We start from the raw sequence: 21,298 nt of genomic DNA on the forward strand, positions 1-21,298 counted from the left end.
ATTAATTTTTATTTTTAATATTATATAAAAATAGCTAATCTTAATATTTAATTTCAAAAAGATAACTTTTTAATAAAATATATAAATATATTTTAATCATGAGAATTATTTTAGCAGGAACTGGAAGTGCAGTTGGAAAAACAACAATAGCTACTGGAATAATGAAAGCACTAAGTGAAAAATATAATGTTCAGCCATTTAAAGTTGGTCCAGATTATATTGATCCATCTTATCACACATTAGCTACTGGAAATGTTTCAAGAAATTTAGATTCATTTTTTATGAAAGAAGGCCAAATTAGAGACTCCTATCTTAAAGGAATGAATAAAAAAGATATAGCAATTATTGAAGGAGTAAGAGGGCTTTATGAAGGAATTGATTCTGTAAATGATATTGGAAGTACTGCTGCAATAGCTAAATCTTTGAAAGCTCCAGTAATTTTAATCATTAATTCTAGAAGCCTTGTTAAAAGTGCTGCAGCTATTGTTTTAGGTTTTAAAGCATTAGATCCTGAAATTAATATTGCTGGAGTTATCTTAAATAAAGTTAAAAATAAGGCACATTATGAAAAAACCAAAAAATCAATTGAAGAGATAACAAACACTGAAGTTATCGGCGGAATAATACGTGATAACAATATTTCCATTGAACAAAGACATTTAGGTCTTGTTCCTGCTCGTGAAAGGGAAAATTCACTTAAATTTATTGATTTATGGTCAGATATCATTAAAAACTCAATTGATTTAGATAGATTAGTTGAAATTGCAAAAACAGCACCTAAACTTACATCCGAAATTACTCCAATTTGGAATAAAATAAACAAACAACCTGTTAAAATCGGAGTTGCTTATGATGAAGTGTTTAACTTTTATTATAAGGAAAATATTGAATCACTTGAAGCAAACAATGCTAAAGTAATATATTTCTCACCGTTAAATGATGAAGAACTACCAGATGTTGATGGATTATACATTGGTGGAGGATATCCTGAATTATTCTCCAAAGAACTTAATGCAAATCAAAATATGCTATCACAAATTAAGAACTTCCATCTAGAAGATAGACCTATATTTGCCGAATGTGGTGGTTTAATGTACCTTATGAATTCAATACATGAACATCCTATGACAAAGGTATATCCTTACAAAGCTATTCTAACAGATAGAGTACAAGCACTAAAATACACTATCGCTGAAGTAAAAGAGGACAACATTATCTGCAAAAAAGGTGAAAAATTCAATGGTCATGAATTCCATTATTCAAAAGTTCTTGTAGACAATAGCAATATTAAACACAAACTAGCATTCAATATATTAAGAGGAAAAGGGTCTTACAATAATCAAGATGGATTTATGCAAAGAAATACACTTGCAAGTTATGTCCACACTCATGTAGCTGCTATGCCAAACTTTGGTGGAAACTTATGTATTTCTTCTTTGGAACTCGGAGGATAAAATGAATCTTAAAAAAATTGATTTTTTTAACCCATTAATCATTGTAGTGGCAATTCTTGTATTTTTAGTAATGGGATATATAGGATCATTTGACTACAGATTTGAAGATCCACTTAACATGAACGTGTTTTTAATTATTATTTTCGCATGCATACTCTTTTCTGGCGGATTTTTAATTATTAAAAATAAAATCAAAGTAGAAAATACCCGAGAAATCAATTTTATATCCGAAAAGTTATTAATAATTCTTGTTTTAATAGCCTTAGTATTGCAAACTTTAAATATAGTACTAATTGGAGGAATCCCTCTTTTTAATAGTGTTTTAAAGTCAAATGCAACAACAAACATTTGGAGAGTGGCATATCCCTTATTCTTAATAATGATAAACATTCTTCTTGCAAAATATTATAATAAAAAATACTTAATTCTAGTTGCACTTGGAGCTTTAATATTCGGCCTTAATGGATATAGAACATCAGTTTTAGGAATTTTAGGAAGTTCTTTTATTACACTTTATTATCTAGGAAAAATATCTAAAAAAATAGGAATTTTATTTATCGCAGTAATGGTTATTGGGTTAATGGCTATAGGATATATTGCATCCCAATCAATAGCTAATCAACATTGGACATTAAATCCTGCTCAATTAGTATTCTATAGAGCAGCATTTACCTTAGAAGTCTTTGAAAAAATAATTCCACTTGCTGGCTCAACAAACGGGCATATTCTAAGTATGATTTTCTCATCTGGAAGTCCAAGAACATTTATTGGTGAATATGTATTGCACTACACAGTTTGTCTTACATCAACCCTATTTGGACCTGTTACTCTTGACTTTGGATTAATTGGCCTTGCAATTCAAATGTTATTCATGGGAGCATTCATGGGAATGCTTTATAAATTAAAAAAAGGAATTGGAATTGGAATTTATTCCATTATTTTAATACACACATTAATTTGGATAGAAACTGGACCCACAGATATTATGATTTGGTTCTTATATTTACTTGGATTAATTTTAATAATAATTAATCGTAATTATATTAAATTAAACAAAAATTAATATAATTAAGATAATTAATGAAATAAAGAATATGAATGTTCCTTTAACAATGAAATCCCTATTTCTATCTGTGTATAATGAGAGACCATATGAAAGAAGCAATGCTACAACCATCTCTATTAATCCACTTATTCCCGCATCTACTTTTAATAGATTACCTGCAACATAAGAAATAATATATGAAACTGCTACAACTAAAATAATTAATACAATTGGGTTTTTAACTAAATTAAAGATAAATGAATCCTGTCCAAAAGTACTTTTTCTAGATTCATAATTATATAAATTGGTCGTATTTGACAAACCACCAGTTGAATTTCTTCTATTTAAAATAGATGAAAATCTAGATTGTCTATTTTCTTCGCCAGTTTGTCTATATAATGTATTTTTATAAACAGCAGGATTTTGCTCTCTTCTTCTCATCAAATATTCCATATCAGAAGCATCATAAGCATATTCAGGGTATTCTTCCTCAATATATTGAGATGCCCCTCCATCATACTCAGTATTATCCAATGTAGTTTGACGAGTTCTGTCTTGATATTTTTTAGCAAGCTCAAGTAATCCATCTCTATCTACTAATTTAATGTTTTTTCTAAGAGCATAATTCTTTGCTTGATCTGAAAAATAAGATGATGCAACAATAGTCACTTTAGATGCCTTAATATTTTGTTGGACTTCTTCCATTTCCCTTAATACATCAACACCAACTTCAAAATCTTTATCATAGTTTTTACATGCTACAACAACACCAAAATCACCAATAGTAGTGGGTAAAATAGCATATATATCTATAACCTTCTGAGAAGTTTTAAAATTCTTATAAATTTTAAAACCTGAGTCCTCCATTACCTTAGCTATAAAATTAATCAATTGTGGTTTTTCCACGTTTCCACCTGTTGTGTTTTTTGCAATTAATATTATATTTTATACAAGAAATTGTTATTAAACTTTTTTATAAGTCCCTATAAAATATAAAATTATTTTAAGAAGATTAAACCTTAATATAATTATGAAAGCATTAATAAGTAATGATGACGGAATAACAGCCTCAGGAATTCTAGCTTCAAAAAAAGCTATGGAAGGCTTATGTGATACTTATGTTATTGCACCCGAAACACAACAAAGTGGAATAGGTCATGCATTAACATTATTCGAACCATTAAGAATAAATGAGCATGTTTTAAGAGACGGAAGTATAGGATATGGAGTAAGTGGAACTCCAACAGATGCTGTAACAATTGCATTATTTGATATAATGGATGAAAAACCAGACATAATGATTTCTGGAATAAATACAGGGTTTAATATTGGTAAAGCAGAATTAACAACTTCCGGAACATTAGGAGCAGCAATTGAAGCTGCAAGTTTTGGTATCCCAACAATTGCTATTTCTCAAGAAGTAACACAAGACGATGTTAAATTTGAAAATGGTAAAGTAGAAGTGGATTTTGATTTTGCAGTCGAAATGCTTAATAAATTAGCAAAAATAGTATTAAAAAAAGGATTACCTGAAGGAATTGACTTATTAAATGTTAATGTTCCTGCAAACCCTTCAGATGATGAATTTGAAGTTGTGGAATTAGGAAATAGGATGTATTCACCTGTTGTTGAACAACGCTTAGATCCACGTGGAAAACCCTACTATTGGATCGATGGTGAACTTTATGAGCTTAATAAACCTGGAAGCGATGGGTATGAATTAAGAGTAAGTCAAAAAACTACAATTACTCCATTAAAAATAGATTTAACTGGTGATTTAAACTCAATAAAAAAATGGTTAAAATAATCTTATAAATTTAAATCTTTAAGTATTTTATCTCGCTCTTCCCTAAGCTCATTTAAAACTTTCTCATCACTACATCCATCTTTTTTTAATTGAGCTATTGTACGAGTAATAGCTTCTAAATTACTTTCTAATTGATTGATTGCCATAGTATATACTATAAATGTCAAACTATATAAATATGAAACATCAAAATAAAAATAGAATTATCAAGGATTGAAGATTTATGAGTCAAGATAAAGATAATGTAAATAGAATGTTTAAACAATTTAAGAATAAATATGTAACTGTTGATTTAAAAGGAGACTATCAAAGCGAAGGAAAAATAATCGCAATTGACAATTACTTAAATATCATCCTTGAAAATGAAAATGGTTTAGAAACCGTCAAAGGCGGAAATATTATTTTTATTAGTGTAAAAGAAGAATAAAGTTATGAAATATTAACTTCAATACCTAATATTTCTTCTTTACCATTATAAACATCCATCGCTATTTGAGCAGCACCAATAGCTCCAGATTCTTTAGAAATTACTTTTAAATGATATTTATTTTTGAAATACTTGTTAATTTCATCTTCAAAATTAAATGGTTCAGTTGCACTTCCAATAGAACCAGTAAGCACTATTCCATCAATCTCATTTTCACATACTGCATCTAAACCTGCAATTTCCATTACAACAGTCATAATTAAAGTATCAATAGCTAATTTTGCTTTTTCATCACCATTTCTGTAATTTTCAAGAAGCATATCTTTCATATTAGCTACTTTACCGTCAATTCCAGCAATTTTGACTGCACCTGCATGTGAAAAAGCACCATTAGCAGATATTTTGCCTTCATCAATATCTCTAATCATTTCAAGGTCAATAGGTCCATGAACAATACCCATAGCACCTAAACATGCATCCATTGCACCTTTAATTTTTCCATCTTCAATTAATATATCAACACTATTAGATGAAATGTCTGCTACAATAAAATTGGACCATCCAGTTTCCTTTAATCCATTATAACAAATACTTACTTTTTCAGGACTGGCTTGGTGAGAATAAGCTGCCCTAAATAATTCATTTAAAGAATCAGAATCATTATGAAGACCTGGAATCATAATTGAATCAATATTCAGTGATTCTAATTCAGAAAATACAGATGTTCCCCCTCCTGTTACTTTTCCTGCTCCATTGATAGATAAAATTCCCCTATCTTCAACTTTATTTGTTGGTAAGATTTGATTTATTCCATCACCCATAGCATAAGTAATTGCCATTAATTTTACGGAATCTAAATCAACACGTTTTGTTATTTCTTCGGTTGCAGAAACTAGTCCTTTTTTACTTTCTTCCCTTCCAATTTTAAAAACATCGAGTACTTCGCCCTCATCAGACAATATACAAAAAGAGATTCCAGTAGTTCCATGGTCCATTCCAATAAATACCACGATTACCACACTATAAAATAATAATTAAATAAAAAAATAGTAAAAGGATTGAAAAGACCTAATCGTCTTTTTGTAATCCACAAGCTTTTCTTAATCTTTCACCGACAATTTCGATTTCTTTTTGACTTTCAGCAGCTCTCATTTCTTTTAAGTTAGCTCCATCAGTAGCATTTTCGTCAGCAAATTGTTTTTTGAAAGTTCCATCTTGGATTTGTTTTAAAGCAACTTTCATACCTTCTTTTGCTTCATCAGTAATGATGGTTTTTCCTCTAGTTAATCCACCGTATTCAGCAGTGTTACTTACATCATTCCACATTCCAGCAAATCCTTTTTCATAGATTAAATCAACGATGAGTTTTACTTCGTGACAAGTTTCGAAGTATGCAATTTCAGGTTGGTATCCAGCTTCAACTAAAGTTGTGAATCCTGCGTTAATTAATTCAGTAACTCCACCACATAAAACAGTTTGTTCACCAAATAAATCAGTTTCAGTTTCTTCTTTGAAAGTGGTTTCTAAAACACCTGCTTTGGTTAATCCACATGCTTTTGCCATACCTAATGCAAGTTGTAATGCGTCACCAGTAGCATCTCTTTCAACTGCAACTAAACCAGGAATACCGAATCCTTCTTCGTAAGTTCTTCTTACCATAGATCCAGGTCCTTTAGGTGCAAACATTACGATGTTTACATCATCTGCAGGATCAATTAAACCAAAATGAATGTTGTAACCGTGAGAGAATGAAATAGTGTTTCCAGATTCAACATAAGGAGCAATTTGTTCATTGTAAACTTTTTCTTGGATTTCATCAGGGAGTAAAATATGAATAATGTCAGCTTCTTTTGCTGCATCTTCGATAGTCTTTACAGTCATGCCATCTTCTTGAACTAAATTCCAAGAACTTCCGTTTTCTCTTACACCAACTATGACATTAGCTCCACTATCAGCCATATTTCTGGATTGTGCTCTACCTTGTGAACCATAACCTATTACAGCAATGGTTTTTCCTTCAAGAGCATCTGTATTTACATCCGCATCGTAATACATTTTCATAAAATCATCTCTTATTTTTTAATTAATAAATAAAATTGAATTGAATATTTTATAAAATATCCACTATAATATATTCCTTTTTAATGATATATTAAGTTTTATATTTCGTAAATAGAACAATAAAAAAAATAGAAAAATAGAAAAATAGATGATTAGTAACCATCTACTAAGACATTTAATTCGCCAGTAACAATGTCTAGAATTAAACCATGTACAGGCACATCAGGGATTAATGGGTGGTTTTTAATTTTTTCAACGACATTTTTGACATTTTCTTCTTCATCGTCAAATCTACCAAGCCATTCAGATAAATCATACTTAGCAATGTCTTCTTCTTTGATTCCTCTAGCAAGCATTTTTTCTTTTAAAGCATCAGCATCAGCACCTGCCATACCACATTCAGTATGACCAACAACTAAAACTTCTTCAGCTCCGAGATTGTATAAAGCTGCCCCAATTGATCTAATTGCATCTTCTCCAACGATAGAATTTCCTGCATTTCTTACAATTTTTGCATCTCCTCTTTTAAGACCTAAAGCAGGTTCAAAAAAGTCAATTAATCTGCAGTCCATGCAAGTTAATATAGCTAACTTTTTTTGTGCATGGTGGGACATTTCTTCGCCTTCAAAGTTTTCAACAAATTTCTTATTATCTTCTAAAACATTTTCTAAAATACTCATTTTATACACCTCTAGCCATAGCTGTAAGTCCAGTACGGGAAATATTCTTTATTCCGTAACCTTTTATTAAAGATATAAATGCATTAATTTTTTCTATATCTCCAGTAAGCTCAATAATTAAATTTTCTTCCGAAACATCAACTATTTTTGCTCTGAAGATATTTGTATATTGCATTATCTCCGCCCTTACTTTTTCATTAGGAACATGCACTTTAATAAGGCATAACTCCCTATTAACTGCATTTTGTGTAATATCCTTAATCTTGATAACATCAACTAATTTATTTAGTTGCTTTATAACTTGTTCAAGGCCTTGTGCATCTGCATTAACACTAATTACCATACGAGATAATCCTTCAACTTCAGATGCTCCTACAGTGATACTGTCAATGTTAAAGCCCCTTCTATTAAATAATCCTGCAATTTTTTGTAAAACCCCTGGCCTATCCTCTACTAATGTGGATATAACATGATATTCTTTAATCATCTAAATCACATCCTTTTCAAGCTTATATTCTCCAATCATCTCATTAATTCCAGCTCCAGGAGGCAACATAGGTAATGCCTCTTGTGAATCAATTACAATATCTAATAAAATTGATTCATTATCTTTAATTGCTTTACTTAAAACTTCTTTAGTTTCACCAGGTTTAGTAATTCTACTAACATTTATTCCAAAACTTTCTGCTAATTTAACAAAGTCAGGACTGTTTCCAAGTAATGTTTGAGAGTGTCTTCCATCATATAATAAACTTTGCCATTGGTATACCATTCCTAATGTTCTATTTTCAAAAACAGCAGTAATAACAGGTAAATCATATTCACGAATAGTAGCTAATTCTTGACAAACCATTAAGAACCCACCATCACCATTAATTGACACAACAGGATCTTCTGGACAAGCTACTTTAGCACCAATAGCTGATGGTAATCCGAATCCCATAGTTCCAAGACCACCTGAAGAAATAAATTTACGTGGTTTTTGGGTTTCAAAAAAGTGTGCTGCCCACATTTGATTTTGACCAACATCTGTTGTTAATATTGAATCAGGAGTTAATACTTCAGCAATTTCTTTTATAACAGTTTGTGGTTTTAAAGGAACATCAGAATAAGTAACTCTAGGATATAATTCTTGTTTTTTCTCTTTAAGCATATCTGCCCATTTAGTTACATCATTAGAAACTACATGTCCATTTAAAGTATTATTTAATGAAGATAATACATTACGTGCATCCCCTACAATTGGTAAATCAACACCAACATTCTTACCAATTTCAGCAGGATCAATGTCAATATGAATAATTTTAGTGTTAGGTGCGAAGCTATCTAATTTACCAGTTGTTCTATCTGAAAATCTAATACCAATAGCTATTAACAAATCAGATTCATTAATATAATCATTAGAAACTTTTCTACCATGCATACCAAGCATACCTAATGATAAATCATCAGTTTCATCAATAGCTCCTTTACCTAAAAGTGAAGTCATAACTGGAGCATTAATAGTATATACAAGTTTTCTTAACTCACCACATGCACCAGAAATAATAACTCCCGCACCAGCTAAAATCATAGGTTTTTTAGCTTCTTTAATTAAATTACAAGCTTTTTTTATTTGTCTAATATTACCTTTAGTAGTTGGATTATAACCTGGTGTTTCAATTAATGAATCATCAAAATTACTTAATTCTCCTTCTTGAACTTCTTTTGGAACATCAATAACAATAGGTCCAGGCCTTCCACTTGCAGAAATCTCAAAAGCAGATTTAATCACTGATGGAATTAAATCTGGATTTTTAGGTTGAAAATTATGTTTAGTAATAGGCATTGTAATTCCAATAATATCTGCTTCTTGGAATGCATCATTACCAATCAAATGAGTAGGAACTTGCCCAGTAATAGCTACAATTGGAGAAGAATCCATATATGCTGTAGCAATACCTGTTACTAAGTTTGTAGCACCAGGACCTGAAGTTGCTAGACACACACCAACATTGCCAGAAGCTCTTGCATATCCATCTGCTGCATGAGCTGCGCATTGTTCGTGTCTTACTAATATATGCTCCATGTCTGAATCATATAACATGTCATAAAACGGTATGGTTTGTCCACCAGGATAACCAAATATTGTTTTGACACCCATATTTTTTAGAGATTGAATTATCGCTTCTCCGCCTCTCATTGTTAAAACCTTTATATCTACTATAAATTAAAATATGACAACAAATGTTATATATAATTATTGAAATAGATTTAGGTATTTAACTTGTGTTGATACTATGAACTTAACAAAATATATTTGCCATAGGAAACCTGAGAGAAGTTTTCATATTAAAAATCATCAATTTCCAGTTTGTGCAAGATGTACTGGCTTTTATATGGGACTAATTGCTTATTTAATTTGTAATTTATTTTACACTCATAACTATGATCTAAATATGCTAATAATTTCAATTATTCTTATGATTCCCGTGGCAATCGATGGTTTTACACAATACGCAGGTTTAAGAGAAAGTACGAATGAATTAAGATTAATAACTGGTTTTATTGGTGGAATTGGTTTAATAATCTTTTTAAAAATAATTATAAGAGTGATTTTATATGATTTGTAAAGAGTGTGGTGAGAAAAATCCCGAAATAGCAACATTTTGTAAAAATTGTGGGGCTAAATTAAAAGAAGAAGACGTTAAAAAAACAACAATAATAGAAGAAAACACATATACTAATCAAAATGAAACAATACAAGGCACATATACTAATCAAAGTGGAACTACAACTACCACTAATGAAAGTTTTGGATTAACTGATTGTTGTTTATGTATATTGGGGATTTTTGTAATCTTTGCAATAATAGCAATCTTGTAAAAAATAATGGATTTTAAGAGTTAAACACTCTAATCCTTCATATAGTAATATAAAACAGCTTTTTGAGCATGCATTCTGTTTTCAGCTTCATCAAAAATAACAGATTGTGGCCCGTCAATTACTTCACTAGTTACCTCTTGACCTCTAATTGCAGGTAAACAGTGCATAAAAATAGCTCCATCATTAGCAATACTCATTAAATCAGAATTAACTTGGAACGGAGCAAAATCAATTTCTCTTTGTTTCGCTTCAGCTTCATCACCCATACTTACCCAAACATCAGTATAAACTACATCTACATTTTCTAATGCAACACCAATATCATCACTTATAGTGATTTCAGTATTGTTTTCAGCAGCATACTCTTTTGCAGTTTTTAAAATTTCTTGTGAAGGTTCATAACCTTTTGGACAAGCAACAGACATATCCATACCAAAGAGAGGAGCAATTAATAAAAGGGAATTACATACATTGTTTCCATCTCCTACAAAACAGATCTTTTTACCTTTCCAATCACCTAAATGTTCTTTAATTGTTAACATGTCAGCTAATGCTTGGCAAGGGTGTTCCAAATTAGTTAATCCACTAATAACTGGGACATCAGAATGTTTAGCTAATTCAATTACATCATCATGTTCAATAGCACGAATCATTATTCCATCAACAAAACGACTTAAAGCTTTAGCAGTATCTGAAATTGGCTCTCCTCTACCCATCTGTAAATCATTAGAAGATAAAAAGATTGCTCTTCCACCTAACTGGTACATTCCAACATCAAAAGAAACTCTAGTTCTTGTTGATGATTTTTGGAAAATCATCGCTAATGTTTTATCCTTAAGTGGCTTTTCTTCTATTTCTCCTGCTTTAATTTTAGAAGCCAAATCTAAAATATATTTGACATCATCTTTAATGTCTGTAATTGATAATAAACTATCCATTTATAATCCCCCATTAATAACAATAAAATTAACTATTTATTAATAATATATATTAAAGTTATCTATCATTTAATTGTAGAAATTATGATAACTAGTAAAATAAAACATTAAAAATCTAAAAAGAATAAAAAAAATAAGAAATTTAGTTTAAAATTTCTTTCATATGTTCAACACGCATGTTAATAAGTTCAGTTGTTCCAACATCACGTCTATGATAAACATTACCTTTAACAAACTCACATGCTTTTTCAGCTATTTTTTCAGCTTCCTCAATAGATTCACCAGTAGCTACAATACCTAATGCTCTTGAACCTGATAAATGAATTCCATCATCTTCAGCTGATACTGCTGCATAAAATACTTTAGCACCTAATTCTTCTATTGCTTCTTCATCAACATCCACCAATTCACCAGCGAATTTAGTTTCAGGATATCCATCAGGCACAATGTATTTACATACACTAGCTTTATCTTCAAATTCCACTTTATCTAAGTTACCGTCCACAATAGCTTGACAAACATCAACTAATGGAGTTTTAAGTAATGGTAAAACGTTCATTGCTTCAGGATCTCCAAATCTTGCATTATATTCAATGAGTTTTGGACCATCAGCAGTTAACATAAATTGACCATATAAAATACCTTTGTATGGTTCAGCTTCCTTAGCAATAGCTTTTAAAGTATCTTCCATAATTTTTACAGCTGCATCATAATCATCTTGAGTTAAAAATGGCAATAATCCAGAAGCATCAGAGTATGAACCCATACCACCAGTAATTGCACCAACATCTCCTTCAAATGCATAAGGATGATCTTGTGCTGCAGGCATTGGAGCTAAATGTTCTCCATCACAAAATGCCTGAATAGTAAATTCTTCACCAATTAATCTTTCTTCAATAATAACTTGAGCAAATCCACCCATTACATTATCAATAACTTCACATGAGTATTCTTTTGCTTCTTCATTATCTTTTAAATGGTCACCAACGATTTTAACTCCTTTACCACCAGTTAATCCAACTGGTTTTACAACAACATCTCTATCAAATTCATCTAAAAATTCAGAAACATCTTTTGAGTTATCAAATACTTTGTAAACAAGTGATCCATCAATTTTATAATCTTCAAAGAGTTTTCTCATAAATGATTTATCAGTTTCGATTCTTGCTGCACTTTTAGTTGGTCCAACACAGCCAATTCCATTTTTCTGAAGTTCATCGACAATTCCTTTTTCAAGAGGAGCTTCAGGACCAATAAATGCAATATCAATATCATTTTCAGCAGCAAAAGCTGCAACTTTTTCAATTTCACCTTCATCGCCTTGTTTAAATTCAGCGATTTTGGACATACCAGGATTTACCTTACTCATGTAACAATATAACTCCACATCATCTTTTAAAGCATCAGCAATAGCATGTTCACGAGCACCAGTTCCAACAACTAAAACCTTCATAATATAGTCTCCTATTAGTTCATAATTATGTTAGTAGAAATATTTATATATTAACACTTGCATATACAAGAGTACTATTGCATATGCAAGAGTGAGATGAGAATTATGGAAAAAAATTCAAATATAGAGATGATTACAGGAGACCCTAAAAGGGCAATTAACAAATTATCAATACCAATTATTGTTAGTATGTTTTTAATTTTTGCTAATAATATTATTGATACCGTTTGGGTAGCAGGACTCGGCTCAGACCCATTAGCTGCACTTGGATATGTAACACCATTGTTTATGGTACTTATTGGAATTGGAAACGGAATCGGTGCCGGTGGTAACTCATTAATTTCACGTTATATTGGAGCTAAAAATAGAAAATCAGCAAATAATGCTGCAATTCACAACCTAATTTTAGGAATAATATTGTCAATAGCTGTTTCAATAATATTACTTACATTTTTAAAACCATTACTACTAGTTATGGGAGCATCATCTGTTTTAAAATATGCAATGGACTATGCAATCGTAATTTTTGCATTTGCATTTGCAATGTTACTCCCACCAATCTTTGGAGGAGCATTTAGAGCAGAAGGAGATGTTAAAAGAGCAACAATACCACTTGCAATCTCAGCAATAACCAACATGATTATTGACCCAATTTTCATTTATACATTAAATTTAGGAGTTGCAGGTGCTGCATGGGCAACCGTAATCGCACATCTATTCGCAGTAGTCTTAATGCTTTATTGGATGCTTATTAAAAAAGATACCTACCTCAAATATGGTCGTGAAAACTTCAAAAACGATTTAAAAATGTATAAAGATATTTTAGTTGTAGGTATTCCTGCTAGTTTAGAACAATTAATCATATCTGCACTAACAATAGTTATTAATTTCATGCTTACAATAGTTTCAGGACCTACTGCCGTAGCTGCTTATACTGCAGGATGGAGAATAATAAACATTGGAATGCTTCCAGGAATAGGAGTCGGAACTGCTTCAATATCTGTTGCAGGTGTTGCGTACGGAGCTCGTAAATACGAAAATTTAAGAGTTACTGCAAGATATTCAGTCAAAGTAGCATTAATAGCTTCAATCATTATTTGTATTATTTTAAATATATTTGCAAATCAAATTGCATTCATATTTTGCTATTCAGAAGGTAGTGCCCACTTAGAACCATTAATCGCAAGTTTCCTACAAATTATGTGTCTATTCATATTATATGTTCCATTTGGAGCAACTGCCGGAAACGTATTCCAAGGAGTTGGAAAAGGAACTATTTCATTTGCATTAACAACATTTAGGGAATTAATACTAGTGTTAATTTTTGCATATCTACTTGGATTCTGTCTTAATATGGGAGAAATTGGAATATACTATGGAATGCTTTTAGGTGGTGGAATTGGTTCATTAATATGTTATGCATGTATTGAACTATATATCAATAAACTAATAAGGAGTAATAAACATGGAATTTAACAAAGCAAGTGCTAAATTCATTTCTATACTCCATAAAGAACATTCAAAATACATTAATGAAACTTTAAAAGATGAGGGTTTAAGCTTTGGCTTAACTCCTCTTTTAGCTATGATATATGAAAATGAAGGGATAAACCAAGAAAAATTAGCAGAAGCATTATATTTAAATGAAAGCACAATAACAAGAAATCTTAAAAAACTCGAAGATGAAGAACTTATTGAGAGAATTAAAGACAAAAGAAAAAAAATCATGAAAGTAACACCAAAAGGTGAAAAATTAGCTTTAAAAATTTTAGATTATGAATACCAATGGGATGAAAAATTAAAAAAATGCCTAACAAATGAAGAATATGATAATTTCTTAAAGAACCTTAAGAAAATTTGTGAAAAATTAATATAAGATGAGTTAAAAACTCATCTACATTTTTTCAGGTGCAGCGACACCTAAAATATCTAAAGCATTTTTAATAGTTGTTTTAGTCCTATCAACCAAAACCAATCTAGTATCTTCTACATCAGAACCAATTACTTGCTCTGATTTATAGAATTTGTTAAATGAACCAGCTAAATCTTGACAGTATTGAGTAATATTGTGAACTCTTTGTTTATTAGCACAATCTTCAACAACTTGTGGGAATTTAGCTATTTGTCTTATTAAATCTTGTTCATTTTCATTAGGAATCCAATCATCACTAACTTCTAAAGAGCTAATATCTTTTCCAGATTTTCCAAGTAATTTACATGCTCTTGCATGAGCATACTGGATAGATGCACAACCTCTCTCAAAGCTTAAAGCTTCATCCCATTTAAAGGTTAAGTGTTTTTCTGGAGATAATTTAGCAATAAAGAAACGTATAGCTCCAATACCAATATCTTCAGCCATTGGTGCAATTTCTTCTTCACTTAATTCAGGGTTTCTTGATTTAATTTCATCATGAGCTCTTAATACAGCTTCATCGATTAATTCATCAACAGATACGAATTTACCTCTTCTTGTAGACATTGAACCTTCAGGAAGTGTAATAAATTCATAAAATATTACATCAGGAGCTGTTTTTCTTAAAATTTCTTCAAAAATGACTTTAATTTGTTTAGCTGCGAGTTTATGGTCAGAACCTAGAATATCGAGTACTCTATCTCCTAAAGTATTTTTATATAAGTGGTAAGCTAAATCTCTTGTAGAGTAAAGAGATGTTCCGTTAGATCTTCTAAGTACGAACTCTTTATCAATATTAAAATCAGTTAAATCAATAAACATTACATCTTCTTCTCTTGTAAATCCTTCTCTTTTGATATAATTTACAAGGTTATCTACTTCTCCGCTTCTTACGAATTGACCTTCCCATACAAAATCATCATGGACAATGTTCATTCTTAAAAGAGATTCTTTCATTCCAGAAATACATTTAGCTACAACATCTTCAAAGACTTTGTTTAATTCTTCATCACTGCCTTCTTCATATTTTTGGATTAATTCATCAACTTTAGCATTTAAAGCATCATCTTCTTCAACTGCTTTATTTGCATCAAAGTATAATTTTCCAATTTTATGATCTATTTTGTCTCCTTCGTAATCTTCAATTTTTAAACCACATTCAGTTATTCCGCATACAATAATAGCTATTTGTCTTCCCATATCATTTACATAATACTGGGTTACAACATCTCTACCAGCTAATTTTAATAATCTTGATAAGGAATCTCCGAAAATAGAATTTCTTATATGACCTATATGTAATGGTCCATTTGGATTTGCTGAAGTGTGTTCTAATATAATTTTTTCTCCTTGGGCTGGAAGTTGTCCGTAGTTTTCATCAACTTTTTCTAATAATAATTTAGAGAATTTAGTATAATCAATAAAGAAATTAACGTAAGGTCCGAAGTTTTGTACTTTTGAAAAAATCTCCGGTACTTCAATTTTTTCAACTAAACCTTTTGCAACTTCAGGAGGAGAAGTTCTTAATTTTTTTGTAAGTGCAAATGCAATTGTACTTGCTAAATCACCTAAATCTGGATTAGGCGGAAACTCTAATTTAAAATCTCTATCTACTTCTACATCATATTGATCTAATGCTTTGTTAATAGCATCAATAGCTTGTTTTTCAATTTCAAAATACATTAACTCACCTTAATAATAATTATAACCCTCTTAACCAAAGGGAAAGATAACCAATTTTTGGAATTACGACTAAATTATGGTCTATTGTTACAACTTTTTCTCTTATTTGACTTGGCTGTACATAATATGGATCTGGAGAATCATTATTGTCCCCTTTTATCATATACATCGTAGTTCCATTGACTTGTGTAATATTAATAATTCTATGGATAACTGGCTGGTTAAACCAAACTGCATCATATACAACTACATCACCAACTTTAAGATCATCTGTGTTAAACTCATGAATACCTAGAAAATCTGCTTTTTCAACCAAAACAATATCTCCTCTGTAAAAAGCAGGCTCCATACTTCCAGATACAACAACATCTAAGTGTTGAGCAGCAAGTAAAACTATGATAAAAATAACTACATATAATGCAATTTCTTTAAAATCAATTTCCATTTAAATTACCTTCTTTTTCTAAAAGCTTCTTGTAAAGCAATCTCAATAGCATCAGAAGTTTTTTGTAAATCTTCCATACTATGAGCATTTGATATAAAATTACATTCAAATTGAGAAGGTGGAATGAATACACCTTGTTTTAATAAAGATTTAAAGTATCTTAAGAATTTTTTTCTGTCAGATTCTTGAGCATCAGCATAATTATAAACTGGTGCAGGATTGAAATAAATTTGAAACATTGACGCAAGTCCAACCGGTTGAATATCATATCTTTCATCATCGATTATAGATTTAATGTTTCCTCTAAGGAAGTTACCTTTTTTTCCTAACTCCTTGTAAAATGCATCATCTAATTGAGTTAAAGTGGAAATACCAGCTTGTACTGAAATAGGGTTTCCTGCAAAAGTACCTGCTTGATAAACAGGACCATTTGGAGCAACTAACTCCATAATTTCTTTCTTACCACAGAAAGCACCCATAGGAAGTCCTCCACCAACAATTTTACCAAGAGTGGTTAAATCAGGAGTAACTCCATAATATTCCTGAGCTCCACCTCTTGAAGCTCTAAAACCAGTTATAACTTCATCAAATATTAAAACAATATCATTTTCTTCTGTAATTTTTCTAATAAATTCTAAAAATCCTAGTTTTGGTTCAATACAACCAACATTACCCATAACTACTTCCATAATAATACAAGCAATATTCTCTCCTTCTTTTTCGATTAAATCAGTTAAAGCTTCTTCATCATTAAATGGAACAGATAAAGTATTTTTAGTAGTATCAACCGGAATACCTGCACTATCAGGTAATGTTGCAGCACCAGAGCCTCCTTTAACTAATACATAGTCATGAGCTCCGTGATATGCGCCTTCAAATTTAACTATTTTATCTCTGCCAGTAAAACCACGTGCTAATCTGATTGCACTCATAGTAGCTTCTGTACCACTATTACAGAACCTTACCATTTCAGCAGAAGGAATTCTATCAACAACTTCTTTTGCAAGAGTTATTTCATTTTCAGTTGGAGTACCATAAGCAGTACCAATAGTTAATTGACCAGAAACATCCTTTACAACTTTAGGATCTGCATGCCCTAATATTAATGGACCATATGCTAAACAATGGTCAATATAAGTTTTTCCATCTTCATCAGTTAGTTTTGAACCATTAGCACTTTTAACAAAAAATGGATAAGGTTTAAAAGCACGAACAGGAGAATTTACCCCTCCAGGAAAATAATTTTTAGATTCATTGAATAATTCTTCAGAATTCATTTTATCACGCTATAAATGTTGTATTAATGAATTTACACAAGCAACTGCAATCGGTGTTCCACCTTTCGGTCCATCAGTAATGATATTTGGAATATTGGAATTATGTAGTGCTTCTTTTGAATCAGCTGCTCCAACAAAACCAACAGGAACTCCAACAATAGCTTTAAGATTCATTTCACCTTTTTCGTATAAGTTCATAGCTTCGAAAACAGCAGTAGGAGCATTACCAGAAACTACGATACCTTCAAAATCATTATTAGCAGCATAACGCATTGCAGCAGCAGCTCTTGTAATTTGATTCTCTTTAGCTATTTTAATAACTTCTTCATTTCTGATATAACACTCAACTTCCCCCTCATATCTTGTAATACCATATTTAACCATATTAATATCAGTTAAAATAGTTTCATTATTTTTTAGGGAAGTCATAGCTACATCTACAAAATCATGACTGATTTTTACTAACTTCGCATATTCAGGATCAGCTGTTGAGTGAACAATCCTCTCAACAATATCCTTTTCAATAGGGTTTAAATCTTTAACATCATCACCAATAAGGCCACGAATAATTTCCCTACTTTTATTAGCAATATCCAAACCTTGTTTAGTTGATGCACCCATGAACATTTTGTCTGTCATATTATAACTATTAGTAAATATATAAGTTAAATATTTTGTCTATTTATATAAAGTAAAAATTATTTTTCACTTGCAGATAAACCTGCTAAGTAACCTGTTGAAAAAGCAATTTTTAAATTATAACCACCAGAAGGTCCATGCAAATCTAAAACTTCACCTGCAAAGTATAAATTTGGTATAAGTGTTGATTCCATTGTTTTTGGATTGATATTATCTAAATCAACACCGCCAATAGTTACTTTTGCAAGATTTCCGTTAAAACCTGTAATTTCAAGTGTAAATCTTTTTAAATTTTCAATTAAGCGATTTTTACTTTTCTTATTAATTCTTGATAGTTGTATTTCACCATCAATATTTAACTCCCTTAAGAAAAAATCAATGAATTTATTGGTTAAAAATAGTTTTAAGTAATTTTTAATCATTGTTTTTCCCCTAACTTGGAAATCTTGGTTGAATTTTTCTTTTAATTTTTCTTGGCTAAACTCTGGACATAAATCAATAGCTATTTCAAAATTAATATCAGGATTAGTATTTTCTAATAAGTTATAACTTATAACTTCTGAGATTTCATTACTTAAGTTCATAATTCCAGGCCCAGTTAATCCAACATGTGATATTAAAACATCACCTTGAACTTTGATTTTCTTATAACTTATAACAACATCATATAAAGTTACACCTGCAATAGAAGATAAATCTTTTTTAGTAATTAGTGGGGATAATCCGTATTTTATATCTGTTGTAGGTTGACTTGTAAGAGAATAATTATCAATACTGCAACCAGTTTGTGGATAAGTTATACCCCCTGTTGCAATAATAATTTTATCTGCTTTTAACTTATCATTTATAATAAAATCCTCAGTGATACTTTTAACTTCAAAGTTATAACTTATAATTATATCTTTTAAGTAATAAGTTAAAATATCTAAAACATCCCTAGACCGTTCTGTTTCGGGAAATATTCTATTATTATCTTCTTCAATGAAATTTAATCCTTTATTTTCAAAAAAAGAGAGTAGTTTTTCATTTGTAAGTGTGTAAAAAGAGTGTTTTAAAAAATTTTTTTGAGGATAGAATTTTAATAGCCTTTTTATTGGTTTAGCATTTGTAATATTACATCTTCCTCCACCAGTAGTTAGGAGTTTTCGACCTAATTTAGGGTTTTTTTCAAGTAATATGATACTAGAGGAATTTTGGCTTGCAGCAATTGCAGCCATTATTCCTGCTGGCCCACCACCAATAATAGCTATTTCATATTCTTCCATAATAATCTAAAAAAAGAAATTAAGGGGTTAACCTGTGTCTGTCTCTTGGGAAGAGTACACATTCACGGATGTTTTCAGATCCAGTAAGTACCATAGTTAATCTATCAGCACCAACACCCCAACCTGCATGAGGAGGCATACCATATTCAAATGCTTTAAGATAGCTTCCAAATCCAGCAGGGTTTAATCCTCTTTCTTCTATTTGTTTCACGAGTAAATCGTATTGGTGAACACGAGTAGCACCAGAGGATAACTCTAAATTGTTATACATTAAATCGAATGCATGGGAGTATTTTTCATCTCCTTCTTTAGGCATTACATAGAATGGTTTAATTGCAGATGGCCATTCGGTTAAGAAGTAGAATCCACCCATAGTATCACCTAAAGCTTTTTCAGCTTCACGAGATAAATCTTCTCCCCATTCCATTTCAACTCCACGGGAGTTTACAATGTCAACTGCTTCATCATAAGTTACAACTGGGAAGCCTTCTTTAGGTACTTCTAATTCATGTCCTAAAACTGCTAATTCATCAGCACATTTATCGTTAATATCAGTTAATACATTGATGAGCATGTCGTTTAATACTTTCATTACATCAACATCATCCATGAAAGAAGCTTCTGCATCAATAGAAACTGCTTCATTTAAGTGTCTTAAAGTATCGTGTTCTTCTGCTCTGAAAATTTGACCAATTTCAAATACTTTGTCCATTCCAGCTCCCATCATCATTTGTTTGTATAATTGAGGGGATTGTCCTAAGAATGCTTCTTTTTCAAAGTAAGTAATTGGGAATAATTCTGTTCCTCCTTCGGTAGCGGAAGCTACAAGTTTAGGAGTGTTAATTTCATAAAATCCATTATCATAGAAGTAATTTCTAATAGTATGGAACATTTGACCTTTAATTTTGAAAATAGCTGAAACATTTTCTTTTCTTAAATCAATGAATCTTGAATCTAATCTTGTATCGATTCCAGCTTGAACTTTTTCAGTTGGATCCATTGGTAAAGGTTGATTGGATAAATTTAATACTTTAATTTCTTTAGGAATAATTTCAACACCATTAGGTGCTTTTGGAGCTTCTTGAACTAATCCTCTAACAGCTACAACGGATTCTTTTCTGAATTTTCTAATATCTTCTAATATTTCTGCTTCTACTTTTTTACTTGGAGCGGTTAATTGAACTCTACCAGTAACATCTCTAATAATGACAAAGATGATTCCACCTAAATCACGGATTTCATGAACCCAACCCATGACAGTAACATCATTACCAGCGATTTCTGGGGTTGTTTGTTTAGCGTAATGAGTTCTTCTCCAGTCATTTAATAAACCTTGCAAATTATTCA

Annotated in this window: 23 protein-coding genes; 8 read left to right on the forward strand and 15 right to left on the reverse strand. The window is 30.8% G+C overall.

Annotated elements, in window-relative coordinates; translation table 11 throughout:
• The first annotated feature begins 98 nt into the window (after nt 1–98).
• Both cfbB and ACI389_RS04095 read left to right on the forward strand, forming a co-directional pair.
• On the forward strand, nt 99–1,454 hold the full coding sequence (gene cfbB, locus ACI389_RS04090; protein ID WP_439780267.1) for a Ni-sirohydrochlorin a,c-diamide synthase: 1,356 nt from the start codon (nt 99–101) through the stop codon (nt 1,452–1,454).
• A 1-nt stretch (nt 1,455) separates the two neighbouring features.
• Nucleotides 1,456–2,517: an oligosaccharide repeat unit polymerase family protein gene (locus tag ACI389_RS04095; RefSeq protein WP_439780268.1), complete on the forward strand. Its 1,062-nt coding sequence runs from the start codon at nt 1,456–1,458 to the stop codon at nt 2,515–2,517.
• Here ACI389_RS04095 and ACI389_RS04100 read toward each other — a convergent pair.
• Complete coding sequence (locus tag ACI389_RS04100; protein ID WP_439780269.1) at nt 2,503–3,405, reverse strand: restriction endonuclease; 903 nt, start codon at nt 3,403–3,405, stop codon at nt 2,503–2,505. The two genes, ACI389_RS04095 and ACI389_RS04100, sit on opposite strands and share 15 nt — an antisense overlap.
• A gap of 124 nt (nt 3,406–3,529) precedes the next feature.
• On the opposite strand from ACI389_RS04100, the gene surE reads away from it, so the two are divergent.
• Nucleotides 3,530–4,306, forward strand: a complete 777-nt coding sequence (gene surE, locus ACI389_RS04105) for a 5'/3'-nucleotidase SurE (protein ID WP_439780270.1) — start codon at nt 3,530–3,532, stop codon at nt 4,304–4,306.
• Nucleotides 4,307–4,308: 2 nt separating this feature from the next.
• Here the strand turns inward: surE and ACI389_RS04110 are convergent, their stop codons facing one another.
• Entirely contained in the window at nt 4,309–4,452 is a 144-nt protein-coding gene (locus ACI389_RS04110; protein WP_439780271.1) for a hypothetical protein, read from the reverse strand.
• 77 nt (nt 4,453–4,529) lie between these two features.
• Here ACI389_RS04110 and ACI389_RS04115 point away from each other — a divergent pair, with 77 nt between their 5' ends.
• Complete coding sequence (locus tag ACI389_RS04115; RefSeq protein WP_439780272.1) at nt 4,530–4,733, forward strand: LSM domain-containing protein; 204 nt, start codon at nt 4,530–4,532, stop codon at nt 4,731–4,733.
• A 2-nt stretch (nt 4,734–4,735) separates the two neighbouring features.
• Here the strand turns inward: ACI389_RS04115 and ACI389_RS04120 are convergent, their stop codons facing one another.
• From ACI389_RS04120 to ACI389_RS04140, 5 genes are all read right to left on the reverse strand, one after another.
• Complete coding sequence (locus ACI389_RS04120; protein WP_439780273.1) at nt 4,736–5,743, reverse strand: methanogenesis marker 12 protein; 1,008 nt, start codon at nt 5,741–5,743, stop codon at nt 4,736–4,738.
• A 58-nt stretch (nt 5,744–5,801) separates the two neighbouring features.
• Nucleotides 5,802–6,794 (reverse strand): ketol-acid reductoisomerase, encoded by a 993-nt coding sequence (ilvC, locus tag ACI389_RS04125; protein ID WP_439780274.1) that lies wholly within the window; start codon nt 6,792–6,794, stop codon nt 5,802–5,804.
• 152 nt (nt 6,795–6,946) lie between these two features.
• Nucleotides 6,947–7,474 (reverse strand): beta-class carbonic anhydrase, encoded by a 528-nt coding sequence (locus tag ACI389_RS04130; RefSeq protein ID WP_439780275.1) that lies wholly within the window; start codon nt 7,472–7,474, stop codon nt 6,947–6,949.
• Between the two features lies 1 nt (nt 7,475).
• The gene (gene ilvN, locus ACI389_RS04135) at nt 7,476–7,961 is read right to left on the reverse strand and encodes an acetolactate synthase small subunit (RefSeq protein WP_439780276.1); all 486 of its coding nucleotides are present in this window, start codon (nt 7,959–7,961) and stop codon (nt 7,476–7,478) included.
• Nucleotides 7,962–9,656, reverse strand: a complete 1,695-nt coding sequence (locus tag ACI389_RS04140; protein WP_439780277.1) for an acetolactate synthase large subunit — start codon at nt 9,654–9,656, stop codon at nt 7,962–7,964. It lies immediately after the preceding gene.
• 97 nt (nt 9,657–9,753) lie between these two features.
• On the opposite strand from ACI389_RS04140, the gene ACI389_RS04145 reads away from it, so the two are divergent.
• Entirely contained in the window at nt 9,754–10,086 is a 333-nt protein-coding gene (locus ACI389_RS04145; protein WP_439780278.1) for a DUF2085 domain-containing protein, read from the forward strand.
• Nucleotides 10,076–10,339 (forward strand): zinc-ribbon domain-containing protein, encoded by a 264-nt coding sequence (locus ACI389_RS04150; RefSeq protein WP_439780279.1) that lies wholly within the window; start codon nt 10,076–10,078, stop codon nt 10,337–10,339. The genes ACI389_RS04145 and ACI389_RS04150 overlap by 11 nt, the downstream gene beginning before the upstream one ends.
• Nucleotides 10,340–10,368: 29 nt before the next feature.
• On the opposite strand, the gene argF is transcribed toward ACI389_RS04150, so the two are convergent.
• The gene (argF, locus tag ACI389_RS04155) at nt 10,369–11,277 is read right to left on the reverse strand and encodes an ornithine carbamoyltransferase (protein ID WP_439780280.1); all 909 of its coding nucleotides are present in this window, start codon (nt 11,275–11,277) and stop codon (nt 10,369–10,371) included.
• Between the two features lie 142 nt (nt 11,278–11,419).
• Nucleotides 11,420–12,730: a phosphoribosylamine--glycine ligase gene (gene purD / locus ACI389_RS04160; RefSeq protein WP_439780281.1), complete on the reverse strand. Its 1,311-nt coding sequence runs from the start codon at nt 12,728–12,730 to the stop codon at nt 11,420–11,422.
• A 105-nt stretch (nt 12,731–12,835) separates the two neighbouring features.
• On the opposite strand from purD, the gene ACI389_RS04165 reads away from it, so the two are divergent.
• Both ACI389_RS04165 and ACI389_RS04170 read left to right on the forward strand, forming a co-directional pair.
• Nucleotides 12,836–14,206 carry an MATE family efflux transporter gene (locus ACI389_RS04165; RefSeq protein ID WP_439780282.1) on the forward strand — a complete coding sequence of 457 codons (1,371 nt, stop codon included), beginning with the start codon at nt 12,836–12,838 and terminating at the stop codon, nt 14,204–14,206.
• Entirely contained in the window at nt 14,196–14,606 is a 411-nt protein-coding gene (locus tag ACI389_RS04170) for a MarR family winged helix-turn-helix transcriptional regulator (RefSeq protein WP_439780283.1), read from the forward strand. Before ACI389_RS04165 ends, ACI389_RS04170 begins: the two co-directional genes overlap by 11 nt.
• 18 nt (nt 14,607–14,624) lie before the next feature.
• Here ACI389_RS04170 and argS read toward each other — a convergent pair whose 3' ends face one another.
• From argS to aspS, 6 genes are read right to left on the reverse strand one after another with little or no spacing between them, the layout of a single operon-like run.
• On the reverse strand, nt 14,625–16,325 hold the full coding sequence (gene argS, locus ACI389_RS04175) for an arginine--tRNA ligase (RefSeq protein WP_439780284.1): 1,701 nt from the start codon (nt 16,323–16,325) through the stop codon (nt 14,625–14,627).
• A gap of 19 nt (nt 16,326–16,344) precedes the next feature.
• Nucleotides 16,345–16,770 (reverse strand): signal peptidase I, encoded by a 426-nt coding sequence (locus ACI389_RS04180; RefSeq protein ID WP_439780285.1) that lies wholly within the window; start codon nt 16,768–16,770, stop codon nt 16,345–16,347.
• A gap of 5 nt (nt 16,771–16,775) precedes the next feature.
• Nucleotides 16,776–18,047 (reverse strand): glutamate-1-semialdehyde 2,1-aminomutase, encoded by a 1,272-nt coding sequence (gene hemL, locus ACI389_RS04185; RefSeq protein ID WP_439780286.1) that lies wholly within the window; start codon nt 18,045–18,047, stop codon nt 16,776–16,778.
• Between the two features lie 9 nt (nt 18,048–18,056).
• Complete coding sequence (locus tag ACI389_RS04190; RefSeq protein ID WP_439780287.1) at nt 18,057–18,686, reverse strand: cobalt-precorrin-8 methylmutase; 630 nt, start codon at nt 18,684–18,686, stop codon at nt 18,057–18,059.
• 59 nt (nt 18,687–18,745) lie between these two features.
• On the reverse strand, nt 18,746–19,951 hold the full coding sequence (locus ACI389_RS04195) for an NAD(P)/FAD-dependent oxidoreductase (protein WP_439780288.1): 1,206 nt from the start codon (nt 19,949–19,951) through the stop codon (nt 18,746–18,748).
• Nucleotides 19,952–19,970: 19 nt separating this feature from the next.
• Nucleotides 19,971–21,290: an aspartate--tRNA(Asn) ligase gene (gene aspS / locus ACI389_RS04200; protein WP_439780289.1), complete on the reverse strand. Its 1,320-nt coding sequence runs from the start codon at nt 21,288–21,290 to the stop codon at nt 19,971–19,973.
• Nucleotides 21,291–21,298: the final 8 nt, after the last annotated feature.

The sequence above is a fragment of the Methanobrevibacter sp. genome, assembly GCF_051877095.1.
Classification (GTDB): Archaea; Methanobacteriota; Methanobacteria; order Methanobacteriales; family Methanobacteriaceae; genus Methanocatella.